The organism is Mycobacterium sp. SMC-19, from assembly GCF_045310815.1.
Classification (GTDB): Bacteria; Actinomycetota; Actinomycetes; order Mycobacteriales; family Mycobacteriaceae; genus Mycobacterium.
On record NZ_JBJIAM010000006.1, the window covers coordinates 314,943 to 335,435 of the forward strand.

At 67.0% G+C, this 20,493-nt stretch carries 20 protein-coding genes; 1 reads left to right on the forward strand and 19 read right to left on the reverse strand.

Annotated features, from left to right (window positions below; genetic code table 11):
• Nucleotides 1-12: 12 nt before the first annotated feature.
• The 15 genes from ACJH5R_RS15910 to ACJH5R_RS15980 form a co-directional block, all read right to left on the reverse strand.
• Nucleotides 13-738 carry a mammalian cell entry protein gene (locus ACJH5R_RS15910; protein ID WP_406782333.1) on the reverse strand — a complete coding sequence of 242 codons (726 nt, stop codon included), beginning with the start codon at nt 736-738 and terminating at the stop codon, nt 13-15.
• Nucleotides 705-1,253, reverse strand: coding sequence for a mammalian cell entry protein (locus ACJH5R_RS15915; protein WP_406782334.1), 549 nt, complete (start codon nt 1,251-1,253; stop codon nt 705-707). Before ACJH5R_RS15915 ends, ACJH5R_RS15910 begins: the two co-directional genes overlap by 34 nt.
• Complete coding sequence (locus ACJH5R_RS15920; RefSeq protein ID WP_406782335.1) at nt 1,250-2,206, reverse strand: RDD family protein; 957 nt, start codon at nt 2,204-2,206, stop codon at nt 1,250-1,252. Before ACJH5R_RS15920 ends, ACJH5R_RS15915 begins: the two co-directional genes overlap by 4 nt.
• Nucleotides 2,203-2,859, reverse strand: a complete 657-nt coding sequence (locus ACJH5R_RS15925; protein WP_046189173.1) for a hypothetical protein — start codon at nt 2,857-2,859, stop codon at nt 2,203-2,205. Before ACJH5R_RS15925 ends, ACJH5R_RS15920 begins: the two co-directional genes overlap by 4 nt.
• Nucleotides 2,829-4,421 (reverse strand): MCE family protein, encoded by a 1,593-nt coding sequence (locus ACJH5R_RS15930; protein WP_046189172.1) that lies wholly within the window; start codon nt 4,419-4,421, stop codon nt 2,829-2,831. The genes ACJH5R_RS15925 and ACJH5R_RS15930 overlap by 31 nt, the downstream gene beginning before the upstream one ends.
• Nucleotides 4,415-5,566, reverse strand: a complete 1,152-nt coding sequence (locus tag ACJH5R_RS15935) for an MCE family protein (protein ID WP_046189171.1) — start codon at nt 5,564-5,566, stop codon at nt 4,415-4,417. Before ACJH5R_RS15935 ends, ACJH5R_RS15930 begins: the two co-directional genes overlap by 7 nt.
• A gap of 14 nt (nt 5,567-5,580) precedes the next feature.
• Nucleotides 5,581-7,146, reverse strand: a complete 1,566-nt coding sequence (locus ACJH5R_RS15940) for an MCE family protein (protein WP_046189170.1) — start codon at nt 7,144-7,146, stop codon at nt 5,581-5,583.
• Nucleotides 7,143-8,747, reverse strand: a complete 1,605-nt coding sequence (locus ACJH5R_RS15945) for an MCE family protein (RefSeq protein WP_083071079.1) — start codon at nt 8,745-8,747, stop codon at nt 7,143-7,145. The genes ACJH5R_RS15940 and ACJH5R_RS15945 overlap by 4 nt, the downstream gene beginning before the upstream one ends.
• Nucleotides 8,744-9,772, reverse strand: coding sequence for an MCE family protein (locus tag ACJH5R_RS15950; RefSeq protein WP_046190986.1), 1,029 nt, complete (start codon nt 9,770-9,772; stop codon nt 8,744-8,746). Before ACJH5R_RS15950 ends, ACJH5R_RS15945 begins: the two co-directional genes overlap by 4 nt.
• Entirely contained in the window at nt 9,769-10,980 is a 1,212-nt protein-coding gene (locus tag ACJH5R_RS15955; protein WP_046190985.1) for an MCE family protein, read from the reverse strand. The genes ACJH5R_RS15950 and ACJH5R_RS15955 overlap by 4 nt, the downstream gene beginning before the upstream one ends.
• A gap of 5 nt (nt 10,981-10,985) precedes the next feature.
• The gene (locus tag ACJH5R_RS15960; protein ID WP_406782336.1) at nt 10,986-11,855 is read right to left on the reverse strand and encodes an ABC transporter permease; all 870 of its coding nucleotides are present in this window, start codon (nt 11,853-11,855) and stop codon (nt 10,986-10,988) included.
• Nucleotide 11,856: 1 nt separating this feature from the next.
• The gene (locus ACJH5R_RS15965) at nt 11,857-12,594 is read right to left on the reverse strand and encodes an ABC transporter permease (RefSeq protein WP_109413487.1); all 738 of its coding nucleotides are present in this window, start codon (nt 12,592-12,594) and stop codon (nt 11,857-11,859) included.
• Nucleotides 12,595-12,917: 323 nt separating this feature from the next.
• Complete coding sequence (gene fadD5, locus ACJH5R_RS15970) at nt 12,918-14,501, reverse strand: fatty-acid--CoA ligase FadD5 (protein WP_406782337.1); 1,584 nt, start codon at nt 14,499-14,501, stop codon at nt 12,918-12,920.
• A gap of 20 nt (nt 14,502-14,521) precedes the next feature.
• Nucleotides 14,522-14,962 carry an SRPBCC family protein gene (locus ACJH5R_RS15975; RefSeq protein ID WP_406758876.1) on the reverse strand — a complete coding sequence of 147 codons (441 nt, stop codon included), beginning with the start codon at nt 14,960-14,962 and terminating at the stop codon, nt 14,522-14,524.
• A gap of 36 nt (nt 14,963-14,998) precedes the next feature.
• The gene (locus ACJH5R_RS15980) at nt 14,999-15,475 is read right to left on the reverse strand and encodes an acyl-CoA thioesterase (protein ID WP_406758875.1); all 477 of its coding nucleotides are present in this window, start codon (nt 15,473-15,475) and stop codon (nt 14,999-15,001) included.
• A 14-nt stretch (nt 15,476-15,489) separates the two neighbouring features.
• Here ACJH5R_RS15980 and ACJH5R_RS15985 point away from each other — a divergent pair, with 14 nt between their 5' ends.
• Nucleotides 15,490-16,605: an alcohol dehydrogenase catalytic domain-containing protein gene (locus ACJH5R_RS15985; protein ID WP_406782338.1), complete on the forward strand. Its 1,116-nt coding sequence runs from the start codon at nt 15,490-15,492 to the stop codon at nt 16,603-16,605.
• Here the strand turns inward: ACJH5R_RS15985 and ACJH5R_RS15990 are convergent.
• From ACJH5R_RS15990 to ACJH5R_RS16005, 4 genes are read right to left on the reverse strand one after another with little or no spacing between them, the layout of a single operon-like run.
• Nucleotides 16,586-18,067: a flavin-containing monooxygenase gene (locus ACJH5R_RS15990; RefSeq protein ID WP_406782339.1), complete on the reverse strand. Its 1,482-nt coding sequence runs from the start codon at nt 18,065-18,067 to the stop codon at nt 16,586-16,588. The two genes, ACJH5R_RS15985 and ACJH5R_RS15990, sit on opposite strands and share 20 nt — an antisense overlap.
• Nucleotides 18,049-18,780, reverse strand: a complete 732-nt coding sequence (locus ACJH5R_RS15995; RefSeq protein ID WP_406782340.1) for an SDR family NAD(P)-dependent oxidoreductase — start codon at nt 18,778-18,780, stop codon at nt 18,049-18,051. The genes ACJH5R_RS15990 and ACJH5R_RS15995 overlap by 19 nt, the downstream gene beginning before the upstream one ends.
• Nucleotides 18,777-19,526, reverse strand: coding sequence for an HpcH/HpaI aldolase family protein (locus tag ACJH5R_RS16000; RefSeq protein WP_406782341.1), 750 nt, complete (start codon nt 19,524-19,526; stop codon nt 18,777-18,779). Before ACJH5R_RS16000 ends, ACJH5R_RS15995 begins: the two co-directional genes overlap by 4 nt.
• Nucleotides 19,523-20,491, reverse strand: a complete 969-nt coding sequence (locus ACJH5R_RS16005) for a zinc-binding dehydrogenase (RefSeq protein ID WP_406782342.1) — start codon at nt 20,489-20,491, stop codon at nt 19,523-19,525. The genes ACJH5R_RS16000 and ACJH5R_RS16005 overlap by 4 nt, the downstream gene beginning before the upstream one ends.
• Nucleotides 20,492-20,493: the final 2 nt, after the last annotated feature.

Sequence of the window (20,493 nt, forward strand, 5' to 3'; positions counted from 1 at the left end):
GCCCGGCCTGCGCTAGCCCTGGAGACGCGGAGTGAGGTCGAGCGAGGTGATGGTGGGCATCCTGGTGACCACCCACCGGTTCTGGTCGCGCTTCATGAAGAGCCGGTAGGTCAGGTACTTGATCTGCGGGATCGATTTGCTCAGTTCACTGGTTGCCGTGGTGTTGGTGTAAACGATCACCGTCGCCTCGGGGCCATCGAGGGTCTCGACGGCCGCACCGACGATCTCGGTGGTGTCGGTGACCCTCGCCTGCTTGTTGCTGTCCGCGATGGCGTCGATGAACTTGCGGTACTGGGCTTCCAGGTCGCCGCTGAGATAGACCGAGGCCCGATCCGGGAGGGTATCCATGTTTTCCGGGGTGTAGTTCCACAGCGTGTGGATCGCCCTGGCCGCGGTCCGGGCGATGTCGAGTTTGGTCGCCACCTCTGCCCGGTCGAGGAGATACGGCTGGGCTGCGGCACCCGAGAACGCGGCGGCGCCCACGAATGCCGCGGCCGAGACCGCAACCGCAAGCCGCACACCGAACTTGCGCCGCCCAGGGCGCTTGTCCGCCACCGGATCGGTCTCGGCCGTCTCCTCGGTCGCGGCCTCGGCTTCGGTCTCCGACTCCGCCTCGGTGCCCTCGGCTGCCGACTCAAGGTCGTCCGTAGGTTCAGCGGCGGGATCGATCTCCGGATCGACCTCGGCCCCGGAGGACTCGTCGGTCACAGCACCTGGTTCAGATTGCTGATCTTCCATTGGTCCCCTTCCTTCTGCGCTGTCGCGAGCCAGCGGGTTGCCACCTTGACATCGTGCTTTCCGTCCGGTGACTTTCCGCTGTTCTCTACGGCCACCAGCAGACTGACGCTGCCATCGTCGTTCCACCGTTCAACACCGGCCGCGGTCACCGTCCCGGTGGTCGGCTCGCTGCGTGCCACGGCGATCAGGATCTGATTCGCCTTCTCCTGGTACTGCTTGGCGAAGTCGCCGACGGCATGGTCCATGACATTGGCGAGGTAGTCATTGGCGTGGAACGGATCCGGCGAGGTGAACATCGTCATGAACGATGCGACCGCATCCCGCGCCTCGAGATTGCGCAGCACTGTCCGCCGGTGTTGTTCGTGGGTCACCAACGTCGCCGCGCACACCGCGACGGCGGCAGCGGTTACCACCAGCGAACTCGCGATCACCATCGGCAGCCGTCTGCGCCGTGGCACCTCCCGGTCGACGAACAGCGGTTGCCCTTCGGTGGGTACGCGGCGGCGCGGGCTCATCTGTCCCCCTCGGCGGGCAGCGGCTTACTCACGACAGCGAGATCGTCGACGCGCCAGATTCCCGATTTCTGCACGAACATCACCTGGACGGTAGCGCTGATCAGGCGCTCCTTGCCCGGGGTGCCGCGTTGGCCCTGCAAGAACAGCAGCATGGTGGCGCGATGCGGGGCAGAGTTGAGCACCGCCGCATCGGTCACCCGATAGAAGTTCGGAACCGGGTTGGCGTCGCGGATCGCGTCCTGCTGGGGAACCAGCTGCTGGCGATACTTCTCGGTGGCCAACGACTGCGCGCGATCGAAATCGTCCTGCAGAGTCTCGGGGTCGTAGGACAACATGTCCGCCACGATCTTCGGGCCCTGCCGGGCGATCTCGGCCTGGGCCAGATCCGACTTGTGATCATTCTGGTAGACCACGGAGTACGCCGTGCCGGCAGCGACCAGGCTCAGGGCAGCTGCGGCCACGAACACCGCAACCGTGACGGATCGAATGTTTGCCGGTGGCTGCCGCTCACCGGCCGGGCGAACCTCGGTACGCGCCAGCACGTCGGCGAAGGTGCGTCTCCGTCGGTCCCGCAACGGCCAGAGCCAGCCCAATAGCACCGGCGCCGTGTCGAGCAGGTGCGCGATCTCACGCAGCAACAGTCGGCCCACACCGACAGCCGGGGCAGACCCTTCACCGCCGCGCACCACTTCGATTCCGGTGAACGCGCGGCCCAGGCTCCACCCCTTGAGCACCGGCAGAATAACTCGGTTGACCTCGGTAGCCAGGAATGCCAGGGCGCCGACGATGGTCGCGAGCCACCGCCACAGGCCACCGGACGGGAAGCACAGCGCGGCCATGCCCATGGTCACCATCACGGCCGACCCCGGCAGCAGGTCGATCACCAACGCCGTCGCGCGGGTTTCCCACCTGGTCGGCTCGGGACGCGGCGGGTCGGCCACTGTGTCGGTCACTTGGCCACCTGGTCGAGCCTGCCGATCCGGTACTGGCCGTCATCGCGGACCATCTGAACGCGCAGCCGGTAACCGACCTCTCGGCCCTTGGCCTCGATGTTGTCGACCTTGATCCGGAAGGCCACCAGGATGTCGACGGAGCCATCGGGGTTGTTGCGCTCCACCGCGGCACCCATCTCGGTCAGCTCGACGTGGACCTTCGCCGCCTGATAGGCGGGCGGAAGAATCTGGGCGTACAGCGCTGCCTGGGTGCGGAACTCCCCGGCCGCACAGTTGAGCATCTTCTCCTGGGACAGCGACACATCGCCGGTGTCCGGGACCTGGGTCACGAGTACACAGGCTTTGGCCGCCTCCAGGGCTTCGGCGTTGTCGCGGGCCAGTTGCTGGCTTGTGGCGTGGTCACGTAACCCAACGAAGCCCGCGGCCACCAGGCCGGCTGCCAACAGAAGTAACAGCACACAGATACCCGCCTGCTGGCGACGGCCAAGACGCGACGGTGCCGGTCCGGCGTCTACCGCCACCGAGTCGGTCGACTCCTCCGGAGCCTCCTGCTCCGTGTCCGCCACCGCGTTGTCAGCGTCCTCAGCCGAGGTCTCTGCGGTCTGCTGGTCCTCGTCCGTGCTCAGCGGAACGGTGCCAGCATCCCCTTCCATGCGTCGTCTCCTATGTTCATCGAGTTCTCGACGGAGTATTCGACGCCGTCTGGCCCCACCGCCTGGCCACTCTGCGGATTGTAGATCGCGGCTGGTCCCCCACCGGGGGTGTAGATGCAGGGGTTCGGTTGTTGCCCGTTGCACTGCACGCTACCGGTACCCGGCCGAGACAGCGGGTCGCTGGTCGGCGGGGGGGTTGCCGGGACCATATCCGCAGGTAGCGGATTCAGGCCGGTGTTGACCGACGGCGCCGGAATCACGTGACCCGGCTCGACCGGCTGGTCACAGCGAGCGCCCAGGGCCGGGCAGTTCCGGATCTGGTTCGGGTCGCCGTACCAGGGGTTGGTACCCAGCGGGACGTACGGTTTGTCGCTGCGGCATTCCTTCGGTGTGGGAGCCCGCTTACCGGGCACGTCCACACACGGGATGTTGCGCACGCCGCGCACGTTGTTGGCCGGGGTGTCCTGCGGAATCCGGCAGGAGACGTCGGGCAGCTCGGCAGGGCTGGTGTCGGCGAACGCCCGCCACTCCGATGCCGGCAGATAGCCGGTCAGACACGGCGGTGGGGTGTTCAGGCTCAGGCCCGGAACCGGCACCGGGAAGATCGGTCCGGGGAACGCCCCGAGCGCCACGCCCAGGGATGCGCGACCAGGGTAGGTCGAGCTCACCGTCTGGATGATCGATCCGGCCTGGGGGAGGAAGACCAAGACCTGCTCGGTGTTCCGGTTATAGCGTTTGGCCATCTCGGTCAGGATCGACGCGTTTGCCATCAGCTGCGGGAGCGAGTCCTTGGTCTCGCTGAACACGGTGTGCACCTGGTCGATCAGCGGCGGCAGATCAGTGACGATGTGCTTCACCGTGTCTTCTCGGCTGGCCGCCTGACTGGCCAGAACGTTCAGGTTGCGCGCCCATTGATGGATGGCGTCACCGGTTTGAGTCTGACTCTCGATGATCGGCGCCGACTTCTCCACGATGTCGTCCACATCGGCGAGGTTCGTCTTGAAGTCGCCAACGATGGCCTGCGTCGCATCGACGAGGCGCTGCAGGGACGGGCCCAACCCACCCACGGCCGTCGCGGTCTCGTCGAGCAGGGCCGAGATCTTGCCGGCCGGCAAGGCCGCAAGCCCGCGGTTGGCGGTGTCCAGCGCCGGCCCGATCGCCGCCGGGACGGTGCCCGTGGTGATGGTCTGGCCCTGTTTCAGGTACTGACCGGGATTACCGGTCGATACCAGATCCAGATACTGCTCACCGATCGCTGACACCGAGTGCACGTTGGCGCTGGCGTCGACGGGGATCTTGTACTTGCTGGAGATCTGGAAGGTGGCCTGGGCGCCGGTCTCGGTCGGTTCGACGCTCGTGACCCGGCCGATGATGGTGCCCCGGTAGGTGACGTTCGCGGTCTTGTACAGGCCGCCCGCCTCAGGAAGATCCGCCTTCAGCGAGTACTGGCCCACGCCCGCCAAGGTCGGCAACCGCAGGTAGTAAACGCCCAACACCAGCAGGGCCACAGCGGTCAAGACGCTGAAGATGACCAGTTGACGCTTGATCTGAGGCTTTAGCAATTCCGGTCAGCCCTTTCCACATACGGACCGCCGGGCGCGGTAGCCGGGTTCGGCGTGTACCGAACGTCCGGAATCATCTTCGCCGGGTCGTGGCCGAAGGACTGCTCCAACGCCCGCAGCATCCCGGAGAAACCCGTTCCGGTCAGGATCGCGTTGTCGATGGACGCGTAGGTGAGGTCAACCACCAGCGAGGTGTTGATGAAGTCACCGCGGACCGCCTTGAAGGCACCGTCGACGTGGTACGGGGCGGTGATCATCACCTGCAACAGGTCGGGCAGGTACGGCGACGCCTTCCGCAGTTCCCGTCCCGGGCACTGGAACGACGTCAATACCTTGTGCAGGTCGGACCGGGCGGGTGCGATCTGCTGGTTGACCTGGGTGCCCATCGCACCCAGTGCCTCGACCGCGTTGATGAAGATCCCCTGCTGCGCGTTGAAGTACTTGAACAGCGGCGGGAAGTCCGTCAGGGCCTTCTCGATGCTGTCGTTGTGCGCACCGAAGTAGCTCAGCAACCGGTTGCTCGAGTCGATCGCCCGGGTGATGTCCTCACGCTGGTCGTTGAGGTTGCCGATGAACGTGTCCAGCTTGGTCAGGAACGCATGGATCTGGTCGGCCCGCCCGGTGGACAGCGCAGCGAACTCCGTGGTGATGGTGTCCAGATCCGACAGCCCACCGCGCTGCAGCAGCAGCGCCAGCCCGGCCAGCGTGCGTTCGATCGTCGGGTACGACGTCGAGTTGCTCAGTCCGATCGTGTCGCCGTTGCGGAGTTCGCCCTCCGGGTTGTCGGGTGCCTTCAACTCGATGTGCTGCGAACCCAGCAAGCTGGTCTGGCCGATCTTCGCCGTGGCATTGCGCGGCAGATGAACGTCCTTGTTCAGCTTCAGCTTCAGCGTGGCGACCCAGTTCTTGAGCTCGATCCGCTCGACCGCGCCCACGAAGACGTCGGCGACCAGGACCCGGCTGTTGCCGTTGAGCGCCAGGGTGTCCGGCACCTGGACATACACCGTGTAGGCACCGGCGCCACTACCCGGACCACCCGGCAACGACACGTTGGCGATACCGCGCCAGCTGCTGCAGGACGTCAGCGTCAGGGCGGCCATCAGCAGCACCAGCGCCTGCCAGCCGCGGCGGCTGACCGTGTTCATCGCTGTCCTCCTCATCAGCCGTCACCTCGCGGCGCCATCGGTGCCACCGGCCCCGGAATCACGTTCGGTCCCGGCGGGGGCGGCGCGATCGGCGCCTGACCCGCAGGCAGGCCGATGAACGGCAGCGGACCGGCGGACTCGTCGTAGGAGTTTGGTGGGCCAGGCGGCGTCTGATACTGCGAGTCGACCGGGGCCGGGTCGGGGCCACCCATCAACTGCGCCAGCGACTCCGGGGTCAGCAGTCGCGCCGTGTCATGACCGGGCTCCACACCCTGCATCCCGGGCGCGGTGATCCAGCCCGGCTGGGTGTTGCGGTGGGAGGTCGGGGTGTCCGGCACCCAGATCCCCGGGACGGTGGTGTCCTTGTACCCCGGTGGCGGCTGCAGCCGCGGCTCGGAGTAGGCGATCTGCTTGGGCGTGGTGTACGCGTTCGTCCAGATGTTGATACCGAACGGCAGGTAGTTGAACTTGATCGCGTCGGCCACCGGTGCCAGGTATTCCGCGCACAACTCCGCGGAGTCCTGGTAGCCCAAACGGCTGCCGGCCTGAATCGCGCTGCAGATGAACTGCATCGGGTTCGCGAAGTTCACGATAACCGGGGAACCGAGGACCATGCCCTGCGCCGGGTGGTAGATCTCGTCCACACCGGCCAGCACGTTCGGCAGGATGTGCAGCGCGGTCTCAAAACCGTCCAATGCATCCGGCTGCGTGATCGCCGTGGTCACCTCGGCCACGTTGTTGATGCTCTGTACCAACGGCTTTGCGTTCTGGTTCAGGAACGCCTTGATGATCGTCATGGTGGCGTAGAACTGGTCGGTAGCCGTTGCCAGTGCCTGGTCGGTGCTGTTCAGGTTGCTGGTGAACTTGGCCAAGTCATGGTTCAGCGCGACGAACTGCTGGTCGTTGTGGTCCAGCGCCTTCACGAACAACGACAGGCTGCGCACCACCGCGAAGAAATCCCCGCGGCCTTTGTTCAGTGCGGTCAGCGCATCCGACAGGCTGTTGAACGCCGTATTGATCTCCTGGCCCTTGCCAGAGAGTCCATCGGCGAACGATTCGATGGCGTCACCGATGGGCCCCTTCGGCTGCTCGGCCGTCGGACCCAACTTGTTGATGATGTTGGTGACATCGTTGCGCAGCGTGTCCCACTCGACCGGGACCTCAGTGCGCTCCTCCGGGATCACGGCCTTGTCGGCCAGCACCGCCCCGCCCCGGTACGGCGGCTCCAACTGAATGGTCCGCGACGCAACCAGTGTCGGGTTCAAGATGATCGCCTTGGCGTCTGCGGGCACCTTGTACTTGTTGTTGAAGTGCAGGGTGACCTTCATCTTGTCGCCGGCGGGCTCGATCTTGTCGATCGCGCCCACCCGGACACCCATGATCTGTACCGCGTCGCCGGGGTACAGCGCGTCGGTCTGCGGGAAGTAGGCGACGACACTGGTGCTGTTCAGCTTGCGGAAGAGCTGCATGCCCCCGAAGCCGGCCACTAGCGCCAGCGCCAGCAGCAGCGAACCGACGATCATCGTCGACCGGGACCGCTCCGGCAGTCGCAGGTTGCGAACATCAAAGACGGTACTCACGGCCGCTCACTCCCTCTTGCGCCACCGCCACCACCGGGCTGACTGTTGCCACCTTCGCCGGGCGTGATGAACGGTGCCGGTAGCTGGTTGCCGGGTCCAGGCGGAGCCGGCGGACCGGGTGCCCGGGGTGCCGGCGGCGGTGCCGCGCCCGGGTTGGCGGGAGCCGGACCGGCGATCGGGCCCATCGGCTCGGAACGCCCGCCGGGGTTGGCGTCGGGCATCGGGACCGGGGTGCCAGGCACCACCGGCGGCGTCTCGCCCGGACGGCCCGCGATCGAGATGCCCGGCGAGGACGGGATGCCATCGGGGTTTGCCGGCGAGACCAACACATCGGTCGGGCCCGGGTACGGTCCGCTCCGTCCGAACGGACCATCATTCGGGTCCAGGTTGGCGCACGGCAGCGGGTTGCCCGGAGTCGGGAACATGCCCGCAGCCGGTGCGTAGGAACACGGCGATCCGGGTGCGACGGCCGGCCCGGGGTGCTCGGCGGTGCCCTCGATCACCTGCGGAGCAGGCGGCGGTGCACCATTGGCGAACCTGGTTCCGTTGGGGTCGGGGTAGCGGAACTCGGGCAGCCCGGCGTTGCGCCAGAATTCCTCCGGCGAGATGCCGCGCTTCTTGAAGGCTGAGTCGACCCAGGGCTGCAGGATCCAGTACGGGATCAGGTTCAGGGTCGAGACCTTGAAGTACGGCCCCGAGGCGATCGCGTCATTCACGATCGTCAGGTACCTGCCCAGGATGGTGAACATCTCCCTGAGGTCATCTTGGCGCCGCACCAACATGTCGGTGATGTTGGAGGCCTCGGTGAACACGTGGCTCAGATCCAGGCCCGGATTGTCGCGGACCAAGCCCTGCACCTGTTCGCCGAAGTAGGCGATGTTGCCCAGCAACGCCGAGATCGCCTGGCTGCGCTGGTTGACCGCTGCCGAGAGGGTCTGGGTATTGCGCAGCAGCGCATCGATCTGGTTGCTGCGGTCACCGATAACGCTCGCCACCTGGTTGGTCTGTGCCAGCAGATGGGTGATCTCGTCGTCGCGTTTGCCGATGGTGTCGGAGAACTTCGCGACGCCGTCGAGCGCCTCGCTCAAGTCGGGGTAGGTCTGATCGACCGTCTCCGACAGCACCTTCAACGACTTCTTGACCGTGTCGATGTCCCAGCCGGAGGCGGCCTTGGTGGCGTCGAAGACCGCATCGTAGAGCTGGTAGGGGGTGGTGCTCTGGCCCAACGGCAGGACGGCCTGCGGCGCAATGCGGCGCTCGCCCTTGGGCTCGATCGACAGAACCTTGCGGCCCAGGATGGTGTCGGTCTTGACGCCGATCACGCTGTCGCTGCCGATCGGGTTGGCCCCGACCGAAAACTTCACCAGCACGTGGTCGTTCTCGATCGACAGGTCTTGGACCTTGCCGACGTCCACGCCCGAGATGCGCACCTTGTCACCGGCGGTCAGGCCGCCGGTGTCGGAGAGCTGTCCGAAGTAACTCGGCTCGGCGAAGAGCATCGGCACCGTGGTGAAGGTCTGACCCACCAGGGTCACCAACGCCACTGTGGCGACACCGATGATGCCGATCCGCGCCCGGTTGGGCGGTTCCAGGGTCCTCACTGGGGCGTGCACCTCCCCGTCGGTTGCTGCCACAACCGGACGTTTCGGACCGGCCCGCCCGGCTGCAAGCCAGGAAGCTTGATGGTCGCGTCGCAGATGTAGAAGTTGAAGAAGTCACCGTAGACACCGGTGCGCCCGATCAGCTTCAGCGCCTTGGGAATCTTCTGCAGCAGCTCGTCGACGTCGTTGAGCCGGTCTGGCGGCTCCGGGCCCGCCACCGGGAACAGGCTGTGCAACTGGGTGCGGTTGTCGGCCAGCAGATCCGCCAGGTTGCCGGCGGCGTTACCGAACTCCGCGGTACCGTTCGCCAGCGGGTCGGCGTGACTGTTCAAACCCTTGACCAGCTTGTCGAAGTTGTCGACCGTTTCGTCGAAGGTCTGGCGATGCCGCACCGCGGTGTCCAGCACCACGTTCAGGTTCTTGACCACCTCGCCGATGGCGGCATCGCGGTCGGCGATGTGGGCGGTCAGCTGGGCGGTCTGCTGCAGGATGTCATTGATGGTGCCGCCCTGCCCCTGGAAGACCGTGACGATCGTCGAGGCGATGGTGTTGATCTTTTCCGGGTCCAGCGCCCGGAACACCGGCTTGAATCCGCCGATCAACGCATCCAGGTCCAGCGCCGGTTCGGTACGGGAGGCAGGAATGAATCCGCCGATGGGCAACCGCTGGTCGGCGCCCTCACCCTCGCCCCGCTTGAGCTCCATGTAGCGGTTGCCGATGAGGTCGTCGTAGCGGATCTGCGCGGTGGTCGATTGGAACAGCGGCAGTGACCGATCGACGTCGAAGTCCACCACGGCCCGACGGCCGCCGTCGACCAGCCGGACCTTTTTGACCTTGCCGATCTCCACGCCGGAGGCGCGGACGAACTGCCCCTGACGCAGGCCGCTGGCGTTGCTGAATTCCGCGGAGTAGCGGGCCGTCCGGTCGAACCGGATCTGCCCGAAGACCACGACGAGGCCAACCGTGAAGAGCAGCAGCACCGAGCCGACGGCGCCGAGTTTGAGGGCGGTTCTGGTGATGTTCATGGGTTGATCGTGTTATCCCCGACTTGGCGACCCCAGACGTAATCAATGGCCAGGGGCGATCCGGTATCAAAGTGGTTGTACGGCGCTTGGCTGACTCCCGTGTCGGCCACCAGGTAAGGCGCCGGCCAGAAGTCGTGAGTGATCTCCTGCCAGCAGCCCGGCGCACCGCCTGGGCCACCGCGAGCGTTGTAACGCGGCAGGTTCTCGGGATAGACGTACGGGTTGGCCGGTCCGACCAGTTCACTGACGGTGTCGAGCGCGTAGCCGTCGCCGCCGAGGAATTCGTAGACCTTGGGCGCGCCCTCGGCCAGGTTGCGGATGGCGCAGAACAACTCCGGGCTGTACTCATCCAGCAGTGCCGACACCGGGACCAAGTCGGAGAACTGCCGGCGGAAGTACGGCCCGAACCGCTCGGTGACGTCCGCCCCGAGGTTGCCCACTCCGGCGGCGCCCAGCAACGCCGAGTCCAGTTCCTTCTGCTGGTTGGTGATCGTCTTGACCGTCACGACCGAGGTGTCCAAGAAGCCGATCAGATCCGGCGCCCCGTCGGCGTAGACCTCGCCCAGGGTCGCGAAGCCCTTGAGGTCGCGGCGGAACGAAGGCATCCGCGCGTTGACGTCGTCGAGAATCGCATTGCCGTTGACCAGCGATTCGCCGAGCTTGTCACCCAACCCGGTCAGCGCCTCGGCTGCGGCGTGCAGCGTCAGGTTCAGTTTGATCGGGTCGATGTGTTCCGACAGGTTGTTCACGGTCTCGAACAGCGTGTTGAGCTCCGTCGTCACCGAGGTCGCGATGATGCTCTTGCTGGTGATGCGTTCCCGCGCGGGATGCTCCGGGGCCGTCAGCGACACGTACTTGTTGCCGAACAGCGTGGTCGCCAGGATGTCGGCTTTGACGTTGGAGGGGATCAGCTTGATGTATTTGGGGTTCACGTCGAGGGTGAACTTGGCGGCCGGCTTGTTCTCGTACTCCGTCGGCGCGATGGCGGCCACGCGGCCGATCTGGACGCCGTTGTACGTCACCGGCCCACCCGGATCCATCACCAGGCCGGCGCGCGGAGCCACCATGGTCAGCGACGTGGTCTTGGTGAAGGACCCGCGGAACTGGCCGTAGACCAGCCCGCCGATCAGTGCCAGGACCGCGAAGGTCACCAGGCCCGCGATCCGGAACGGCGGGTTGTGCACTTTGTTCTGCTTGCCGGTTGCCATGCCCGTCACATCGTTAGGTTGAAGTTGGGGTCGACGCCGTAGAGCGCCAACGCTGCGAGCAGCACGACTGTGGGCACCGTGATCAGGGACAGGCGCATCGACTGGCCCACGGCGGCGCCGACGCCGACCGGACCGCCACTGGCGTTGAACCCGTAATAACAGTGCGTGACCATGACCACCACCGCGATCAAGATGGTCTCGATGAAGGACCAGAACACATCGTCTGGCCGCAAGAACGTTCGGAAGTAGTGATCGTAGGTACCCGACGACTGGCCGAAGAACAACGTGGTGACGATCTGCGGTGCGGCGAACGCCATGATCAGCGCGAGCGCGTACAGCGGGATGATCACGGTGAAACCGGCCACCACGCGGGTGGACACCAGGTAGGCGATCGAGTTGATACCCATCACTTCGAGGGCGTCGATCTCCTCACTGATGCGCATCGCGCCGAGTTCGGCGGTGGCGCCCGCTCCGACCGTCGCGGCCAAGGCGATACCGGCGTTGACCGGGCCGACCACGCGGACGTTGACCAGGGCCGCGGCGAAACCGGTGTAAGTCTCCACACCGATGTTGCCCAACGAGGTGAAACCCTGAATGGCGATCAGCGAGCCGCCGGCCAGCATCACGAACCCCATGATGGCGACGGTGCCGCCGATCACGGCCATGGCGCCGGTGCCCATGCCCAATTCCGCGACCAGGCGCAGCGTCTCGGTGCGATACCGACGCAGCGCCCAGGGGATCTGGCGCAGGGCCGTCAGCGAGAACCAGCCGAGCCGACCACTCCTTTCGAGCCCGCGGCCGGCCATCCCGACGTAGCGCTGGTAGTTCGCAACCAGCCCGGGAAAGCGGCCCCGAACCACTGTCGATGTCGACATGTCAGGTCCCCGTTCCGAACTTCACGCCGATGGTGGTCAGCACCACGTTCACGGCGAACAACGCAAGCACGCACAGCACGACGGTTTCGTTCACGGCCGTGCCCAGCCCCTTGGAGCCGCCGCGGACGGTAAGTCCCCGATAGCACCCGACTAAGCCGGCGATAAGTCCGAAGACACTGGCTTTCACGGTCGAGATGATGACCTCGGGCAGCCCGGTGAGCAGAGTCAACGTGGAGAGATAGGCGCCGCCGGACACGTTCTGCAGGTACACGCCGAAGAGGAAGCCTCCGGTCAGGCCGATCACGATCACCAATGCGTTGAGGAGCAAGGCCACCACGGTCGCGGCGATCACCCGGGGCACCACCAGTCGATGGATCGGATCGATCCCGAGCACTTCCATCGCGTCGATCTCTTCGCGGATGGTCCGGGCTCCCAGGTCGGCACAGATCGCGGTGGACCCGGCTCCGGCGACCACCAGCACGGTGACCAGCGGACCCAGCTGGGTGACCGCGGCGATGCCGGCTCCGGCACCCGAAACGTCGGCAGCACCGAACTGCGCCAACAGGATATTCAGGGTGAAGACCAGGAGCACGGTGAGCGGAATGGCGACCGCGATGGTCGGAATGATGGCGACGCTGGTGATGAACCAGCCCTGCTGCAGAGTCTCACGCCATTGGAACGGCCGTACGAAAAGCGCACGAGCGGTCAGAGCACACATTCTGAAGAATCCGCCGACCATGATCAGCGGCGGCAGCACCCGATCCCGGAGGAAGTCGGTGACACGAGGACGCGCTGGAGCCGTCACACCACCCCCCTCACTAGAAATCCCGCCGCACGACTCAGCAAGGAACCGCGTCGCACAGTGTCTTCTCCCGTCCGTCGATCAGCGAGACCCGCGTCACCTTATCGGCCCGAAGTGCCCTTGGCGACCATCGGACAATACCTGATGGCTGCGTGAGAGGGGCATCGAACGGTAGGAACCTCCGCGGGTTTCCTACCGGAGAGTAACGTGCCGCGACCTCACTCATCGCTGTTTCGGGCGGCATCGCTTGGGGCGCTGTCCTACTCGGATCCCTGAGCCGACCCGTAGTTAATGCGTAGTTCGGTTTTGAGCACTTTCCCGGCCGGGTTGCGCGGCAGAGCGTCGACGATCTCGAGCGCCTTGGGGTGCTTGTAGCGCGCGAGCCGCTCGGTCAAGAAATCGTCGAGGTCGGCCAGGGTGAGGCCCGCCCCGGACAGCGCCGCGACCGCGATGGGGACCTCACCCCATCGCTCGTCCGGACGGCCGATGACAGCGACCTCGGTGATGGCGGGGTGATCGGCCAGCACGTTCTCCACTTCGGCGCAGTACACGTTCTCGCCGCCGGAGATGATCATGTCCTTCTTCCGGTCGACCACCCAGACGTAACCCTCTTCGTCCATCCGGACCAGATCGCCGGAGTGGAACCAGCCACCGGCAAACGCCTCCGCGGTGGCCTCCGGGTTGTTCCAATAGCCGGCCATCAGGGTGGGCGCCCGGTAGACGATCTCGCCCACCTCGCCGACGGCGACGTCGTTCATCTGCTCGTCGACGACCCGGGCGGAGACGGTCGGAATGACGGTGCCGACCGAGCCGAGCTTTCGGGTGGCGTCTTCGCCGAGCAGGATGCAGGTCACCGGCGACATCTCCGTCTGCCCGAAGGCCGCCAGGATTTTGGTGCCGGGGAAGGTCTCCGCCATCTGGCGCAGCAAGGCGTCCGAAGCCGGCGCCGCTCCCCACGACATGGTCCGCAACCGGATGTCGCGCGGGTTGGCCTGCTGCTGTGCGCAGACCGCCTGCCATTGGGCCGGCACCAGGAAGATTCCGGTGACCCGCTCGGCGGCCAGCACGTCGAGCAGTTGGCCCGCGTCGAACGCACCCAGGGGGTTGATGACGGTCGGGATGCCCAGCCACATGCCGGGCAGCAGGTTGCCCACACCGGCGATGTGGAAGAACGGGACCCCGATGAAGGCCACGTCGGCGGTGCCGGTTCCGGCGGTGTGCAGCGCCGTCATCGTCTGACCGACCAGGTTGGTGTGGGTGAGCACCGCTCCCTTGGGCAGGCCGGTGGTGCCCGAGGTGTACATGATCAGGGCTGGTGAGTCGTTGAGGATGTCCACCGGCGCGTGCGGCTCGCCGGTCTCATTGATCAGGTCTTCGTAGGCGATCAGGCCCTCACTCGCTGAACCGCCGGCCACCACCACGTGGTCCAGCAGTCCGGTCAGCTCGCGCACACCGGTGGCGACCGGCACCAGCGCCGGTTCGGTGATCAGCACCCTGGCCTCGCAGTCGGTGACCAGGTAGGCGATCTCCGGTGGGGTGAGGCGGAAGTTGACCGGGACAGCGATGCCGCCCAGCATGTTCGCGGCCAGCACCGACTCGACGAACTCGGTGCGGTTGAGCATCAGGATCATCACCCGGTCACCGGCGCGGATCCCGCGGCGGCTCAGGGCGTCGGCCAGCGCGGTGACCCGATCACGCAGCTGCGACCAGGTGGTGGTCTGGCCCAGGAACCGCAGCGCCGGAGCGTCCGGCTGCATCAGCGCGTGCCGGTCCAGCTGGTTGACCCAGTTCTGGCGACGAGCCCGGTAGGGCTGCTCGGCGGGATCGACGGTTGGGTGGCTCAATTCGGGTCTCCCGCTTCGTGCTAGCCCGAAGCCAGTTCTTCGGCGCGCCGTTTGAGATTGTCAGCCAGATAGTCCAGGGCGTTGCTGAATGCCTTTTTGAGCATCGGCTTGGGCACCGGCATCTGGGTCTCGACGTTCATGTCGACGGTGAGCAACGTGGTGGGGCCGATCTCGACCGCCGAGAACAGCTGCTCCTGCTTGGTGAACAGGTCGCCCTGCTGGAGCACGGTCTGGATCTGGGTGCCACTGGGGTAGTAGACGGCCTGGATAAAGGTGCCGTCGAAGCCCGAGTAGGACGCGTCCAGCCGCAGCTGACTGGGCCGGCCGTCGTCATAGCGAGCCAGCACCCAAGCCCCCTTGATCTCTTCGTTCCACTGCGGGTACGCCTCGAAGTCGGCGACGATCCCCATGATGGTGGCGGCGTCGGCGGCGACTTCGACAGTCTTGCTCACGAGCGGCATCCGCCGAGCATAGCCACCGGCGAAAAAGCCGCCGGGCTAAACCTGGGCGGTGGCCAACAGCGCGCGAATACCGTCGGGGATCGGCACCGGCCGCCGGGTGGCGCGGTCGACATAAACGTGCACCCAATGCCCGAGCGCGGCGAGCGGTACGGCGCCGGTGTCACTTCCGATTTCAGGGGCCCGGAACAGCGCGAGCCGATACGTGACGCTGCTGCGGCCCAACCGGGTGACGGCCAGTCCCACCGCGAGACGGTCCGGGAAGGCGAGTTCGCCCAGGAAGCGGCAGCCCGATTCGGCGACCACCCCCAGCTCCGGCATCGCGACCGGGTCGACGTCGACATGGGCCGCGATCCATCCGTTGATCGCGGTGTCGAACAGCTGGTAGTACACCGCGTTGTTGAGGTGGCCGAACATGTCGTTGTCGGCCCAACGGGTCAGCACCGGCCAGTGCACCGGGAAGTCGTGGCTGGTCAACCCTTCCGGAGCGGGCGGGACCGCTGCGTCCGAACTCATGGTTGTATTCCAGCATGACCACGATCCGCGGGGCGGTGCTGGAGCGGATCGGGGCGCCGCGCCCTTACGCCGTCTCGCGCCCGCTGACGGTGACGGAGGTGGAGCTGGCCCCGCCCGGCGAGGGCGAGCTGCTGGTGCGGGTGGAGGCCGCCGGGGTCTGTCACTCCGATCTGTCGGTGGTCGACGGCAACCGGGTGCGGCCGGTGCCGATGCTGCTCGGCCACGAAGCCGCCGGCGTCGTCGAAGCGGTCGGCGCCGGAGTCACCGGGATGCAGCCGGGCCAGCGGGTGGTGCTGACCTTCTTGCCGCGCTGCGGGCACTGCCCGGCGTGCGCCACCGACGGCCTGGCGCCGTGTGAGCCCGGCAGCGCCGCCAACGGCGCGGGCACGCTGCTCGGTGGCGGGCTGCGGCTGCACCGCGCCGACCAAACCGTCTACCACCACCTTGGGGTCTCCGGGTTCGCCACACATGCGGTGGTGAGCCAGGCCAGCGCGGTGCCGGTGCCCGACTACGTGCCGCCGACGGTGGCCGCCCTGCTGGGCTGCGCGGTGCTGACCGGCGGCGGCGCCGTCCTCAACGTCGGCCGTCCGGCCCCGGGTGACACCGTCGCGGTGGTCGGGCTCGGCGGAGTCGGGATGGCTGCGGTGCTGACCGCGCTGGCCCACGACGGCGTGCAGGTCATCGCGATCGACCGCCTTCCGGAGAAGCTGGCCGCCGCAACCGCGCTGGGCGCCCATCGCACCTACACCCCGCAGCAGGCGCTCGACGGCGGCGTGCGCGCACCGGTGGTGATCGAGGCGGCGGGTCATCCCGCCGCGCTGGAGTCCGCGATTGGTCTGACCGCACCGGGCGGGCGCACCATCACCGTCGGGCTGCCGCCACCGGATGCCCGGATCAGCGTGTCCCCGCTGGGTCTGGTTGCGCAGGGGCGCTCACTGATCGGCAGCTATCTGGGTTCGGCGGTCCCCGCGCGCGACATCCCGCGCTTCGTGGAGTTGTGGCGGGCCGGCCGTCTTCCGGTTGAGCAGCTGGTGTCGGCGACCGTGCCGCTCGAGCAGATCAATGAGGCCATGGACCAACTCGCCGACGGCGCCGCGGTACGTCAGATCATTACCTTCGATCCGCACTGACTGCCGGTTCGAAGGTGAAGTCGGTGGCCCGGAACCGGCGGGTCATCGCCCAGAACGCTCCGGCACTGCGCGGCCACTGGGTGACCACCCGGCCGTTGGCAGCCCGAAAGTAGTTGCTGCAGCGGGTGGTCCACACCGTGCCGTGCATCCACCGGTCCACCTTGGCGATGAAGTCGGTCAGCGCGGCGGGCCGCACGGCGACATAGGACTTGCATGTGCGCCGCAGATGTTTGAGCACCCGAACGATGTAGCGCGCCTGGGCTTCCAGCACGAAGATGACGCTGTTGGAGCCGACGTTGGTGTTGGGTCCGTAGAGCATGAAGAAGTTGGGAAAGCCGGGCATCGCCATACCGAGGTAGGCACGCGGACCGTCGCGCCAGGCCTGCTTGAGTGTGGTGCCTGCCTCGCCAGTCACCTCGATCTGACCGAGGTAGTCCGCCGCGGCATATCCGGTGGCGCAGACCACCACGTCGACCTCGCACTCGGTGCCGTCCTCGGTGACCACCGATCGCGAGCGCAGCGCCCGGGCCGGGCTGGTCACCACTTCGACATTCGGTCGGGCCAACGCGGGCAGGTAGTCCGAGGAGAACACCAGACGCTTGCAGCCCAGCGGGTGGTCCGGGGTCAGCGCTGCCCGCAGTTGCTCGTCGGAAATAGTGTTGTTCAAGAGTTTTCGTGCGATATCGGTGAACTCTCGGGTCTTGTCGCTGCCGTTCTCGATCACCGAGATGTTCGACTCGCTGCGCAGCCACAGCCGCATCCGGTACAGCCGCTTGGCCAGCGGAATGCGGACGAAGGCCCACCGCTCCCGCGGGGTGTAGCGCCGGTCCGGCTTGGGCAGGATCCACGTCGGAGACCGCTGCAGCGAGTACACCTTCTCGGCGACCTCCGCCAGCTCCGGCAGCAGTTGCGCCGCGGTCGAACCCGTGCCGAGCACGGCGACCTTGGCTCCGGCGATCGGCACCGAATGGTCCCACCGCGCCGTATGCATCACCGTGCCGGCGAAGGGCTGTTCTTCGATCAGATCGGGCAGCACCGGCTGGGTGAACAGCCCGACCGCCGAGACCACCACGTCGAACCGATGCTGCGCGCCGTCGCTGCTGCTCAGACACCACTGCCGTCGGTCCGGCTCCCAACGGGCAGCACGGATCTCGGTGCGCAGCCGCAGATGCGCATCGAGGCCGTGCTCGGCCGCGCAGCGCTCGAAATAGGCCAGGATCTCGGGCTGCTGCGACCACTGCCGCGACCAGTGCGGATTCAGGTCGAAGGAATAGGAGTACAGGTGTGATTTGACGTCACAGGCCAGCCCGGGATAGGTGTTGATCCGCCAGGTTCCACCGACCCCGTCCTCCCGGTCGAAGATGGTGAAGTCGGAAAATCCCGCACGCCGCAAAAGGATTCCCAGTGCCAGCCCGCCCGGTCCGGCGCCGATGATGCCGATCTTCATCGGATCTGCAGGCATTGGCCGCCGTCCACGACGAGCTCGGCGCCGGTGATGAACGATGCGGCTTCGGATACCAGGAACGCCACCGCGTCGGCCACCTCGACCGGCCGGCCGAGCCGGCCGCCCGCCGACACCGCGGCCAGGCGCTGCTGGGTGACGTCGTCGAGCATCGGGGTGGCGATCGGCCCGGGAAACACCGCGTTGACCCGGACGCCGGCCGAGACGAGCTCGGCGGCGACGGTCTGGGTCAGGCCGCGCAGCGCCCATTTCGACGACCCGTAGGCGCTGTGCTGCGGGAAGGGGCGGATCGCCCCGGTGCTGCAGGTGTTGACGATGGCGGCACCGTCGGCGGCACACAGGGACGCAAGCGCCGCCTGGATTCCCAGGAACGCCCCGAGACAGTTGACCCGCCAAGCGTTTTCGAAGTCCTCGGGTGTTTCGTCGGCGATCGCCGCACGGCGCAGGGTGCCGGCGTTGTTGATCAGCGCGGTCAGCGCCCCGAACCGCTCGACGGTGGTGGCCACCGCGGCCTTCCATTGCTCGGGGCGGGTCACGTCGAGCCGAACGCCGATCAGCGCATCGTCGGCCCTCGCGGCGACGGCGGCATTCAGTTCGGCGTCGTTGATGTCGCAGGCGACTACGGCGAATCCGTCGGTGCGCAGCCGTTCGGCGATCGCCCAACCCTGGCCGCGGGCTGCGCCGGTGACCAGCGCTACGCGGGCTGAGCTCATCGGCCCCTCGCCTCGTCGAGGTGTTCGAGGGCTCCGCGGCGCAGCGCCGCAGACTCGGCGGCCAGCGTGATCATCTGGTAGTCCCGCGCGGCCAGCGCCGCTCCGATCGCGCCCGATCCGCCGTGAATCGCCGCGATCACGCCCGCTTCCGTTGCCGCGCACTGGATTCGTGTCATCGCCGTGACCAGTTCGGGGTGCGTGGTGGATTGGGAGACGTCGACGCCCATCGAGATCGCCAGGTCGGCGGGCCCCACGTAGATGCCGGCCAGTCCGGGAACCGCGCAGATCCGTTCCACATCGGCCAAGGCGGCGGCGGTCTCGATCATCGCGAAGACGTCTGCCCGCGATTCCAGCGTGGCCAGGTCGCGGCCCAGGCCGAGCCGCAGCGGCCCGAAGCTGCGGACCCCCGCCGGCGGGTAGCGCGTGGCGGCCACTGCGGCGGCCGCCTGCTCGGCGGTCTCGATCAGAGCGATGATGACCGCGTCGGCCCCGGCATCGAGCACCCGCCCGATGGGAGCCGGATCCGCATTGGGCAACCGGACCGCCGTGGCGATCGGCAGGTGTTCGGTGTGCCGCAGCATGGCGGCGATATCGGCATCGTCGAGGTAACTGTGTTGGGCGTCGAAACCCACGTAGTCATAGCCGGCACGGGCGAATTCCTCCGGGCCCAGCACCGTGGGCCCCGTGACCCAGCCGCCCCAGAGCGGTGCCCGGTCGGCCAGGGCGGCACGCAGCGCCGACGTCATGCGACCATGGCGATCTTGACTCGGCCCGGCACCGGTCGGGTCGCCAACTCGAACGCCGCCTGGGCTTCGTGGCAACCGAAGACATGAGTGACGTAGTTGCCCAGCAGTTCTGGATGATCAGCGGCGAATCGGCCTGCGGCGGCCAGCATCCGCCGCCGATCCTGGGTGACTCCGGAGATCAGGGTCAGATTGTTGCGGAGCATGGTGCGCATACTGATCGGATAACTGTCGTCGTCGGGGACACCGAAGTAGAACACCGTGCCGCCGGGTGCGACGGCCTCGATGGCGTGGCCCAGGGTGGCAACCTGATGGCCAACGGCCTCGATCACGATCTCCGGGCGGTCGCCCGCGTCCAGGTGGCGTACCCACCGGTCACTGGTCGCCTGCACCACGGTGTCAACCCCGAAGGCGGAGGCCATATCTCGGCGGTCGATCGGGTCCACGCCGGTGACGCGGCGCGCACCCGCCGCTTTGGCGACAGCGCTGAACAGCAGACCGATCGAGCCCTGACCGATCACCGCCACGTGGCGGTCGGCCAGGTCGGGCAACTGTTCGACGGCGTAGAGCACGCAGGCCAGCGGTTGCAGGCCTACGGCTTGGGCGGGCGCCAGCGCCGGGTCGTAGGCCACCAGGCCCTCGCCGTCGCTGATCACCTGTTCCCTCAGTCCGTCGAAGCCCGACGCCCAGCCGACGACGCGGTCCCCGGGCTGGTGCTGCGGGTGCCGGCTGACGATGACGTCGCCGACGATTTCGTGGATCGGGAAGCCGAGCTTCTCCGCGGCGCCGGCGCCGTCGTCACCGGGCAATCTGCCTTGCGCGCCACGAAAGGCCGGCAGGTCGCTGCCACACACCCCGGCGGCGATGAATTGCAACAGCACCTGCCCCGAACCGACCTGCTGCGCGGCGGGATCGGCGAGCTCGACCTTCTCGAACTCATACGGCGCGATCAACCGGTATGCCCACATGT

Bases quoted from the DNA above. Each gene is read 5' to 3' on its own strand.
- ACJH5R_RS15910 (WP_406782333.1), bottom strand. From the start codon at position 738: ATGGAAGATCAGCAATCTGAACCAGGTGCTGTGACCGACGAGTCCTCC.
- ACJH5R_RS15915 (WP_406782334.1), bottom strand. From the start codon at position 1,253: ATGAGCCCGCGCCGCCGCGTACCCACCGAAGGGCAACCGCTGTTCGTC.
- ACJH5R_RS15925 (WP_046189173.1), bottom strand. From the start codon at position 2,859: ATGGAAGGGGATGCTGGCACCGTTCCGCTGAGCACGGACGAGGACCAG.
- ACJH5R_RS15935 (WP_046189171.1), bottom strand. From the start codon at position 5,566: ATGAACACGGTCAGCCGCCGCGGCTGGCAGGCGCTGGTGCTGCTGATG.
- ACJH5R_RS15950 (WP_046190986.1), bottom strand. From the start codon at position 9,772: ATGAACATCACCAGAACCGCCCTCAAACTCGGCGCCGTCGGCTCGGTG.
- ACJH5R_RS15955 (WP_046190985.1), bottom strand. From the start codon at position 10,980: ATGGCAACCGGCAAGCAGAACAAAGTGCACAACCCGCCGTTCCGGATC.
- ACJH5R_RS15960 (WP_406782336.1), bottom strand. From the start codon at position 11,855: ATGTCGACATCGACAGTGGTTCGGGGCCGCTTTCCCGGGCTGGTTGCG.
- ACJH5R_RS15965 (WP_109413487.1), bottom strand. From the start codon at position 12,594: ATGGTCGGCGGATTCTTCAGAATGTGTGCTCTGACCGCTCGTGCGCTT.
- ACJH5R_RS15975 (WP_406758876.1), bottom strand. From the start codon at position 14,962: ATGCCGCTCGTGAGCAAGACTGTCGAAGTCGCCGCCGACGCCGCCACC.
- ACJH5R_RS15980 (WP_406758875.1), bottom strand. From the start codon at position 15,475: ATGAGTTCGGACGCAGCGGTCCCGCCCGCTCCGGAAGGGTTGACCAGC.
- ACJH5R_RS15985 (WP_406782338.1), top strand. From the start codon at position 15,490: ATGACCACGATCCGCGGGGCGGTGCTGGAGCGGATCGGGGCGCCGCGC.
- ACJH5R_RS15990 (WP_406782339.1), bottom strand. From the start codon at position 18,067: ATGCCTGCAGATCCGATGAAGATCGGCATCATCGGCGCCGGACCGGGC.
- ACJH5R_RS15995 (WP_406782340.1), bottom strand. From the start codon at position 18,780: ATGAGCTCAGCCCGCGTAGCGCTGGTCACCGGCGCAGCCCGCGGCCAG.
- ACJH5R_RS16000 (WP_406782341.1), bottom strand. From the start codon at position 19,526: ATGACGTCGGCGCTGCGTGCCGCCCTGGCCGACCGGGCACCGCTCTGG.
- ACJH5R_RS16005 (WP_406782342.1), bottom strand. From the start codon at position 20,491: ATGTGGGCATACCGGTTGATCGCGCCGTATGAGTTCGAGAAGGTCGAG.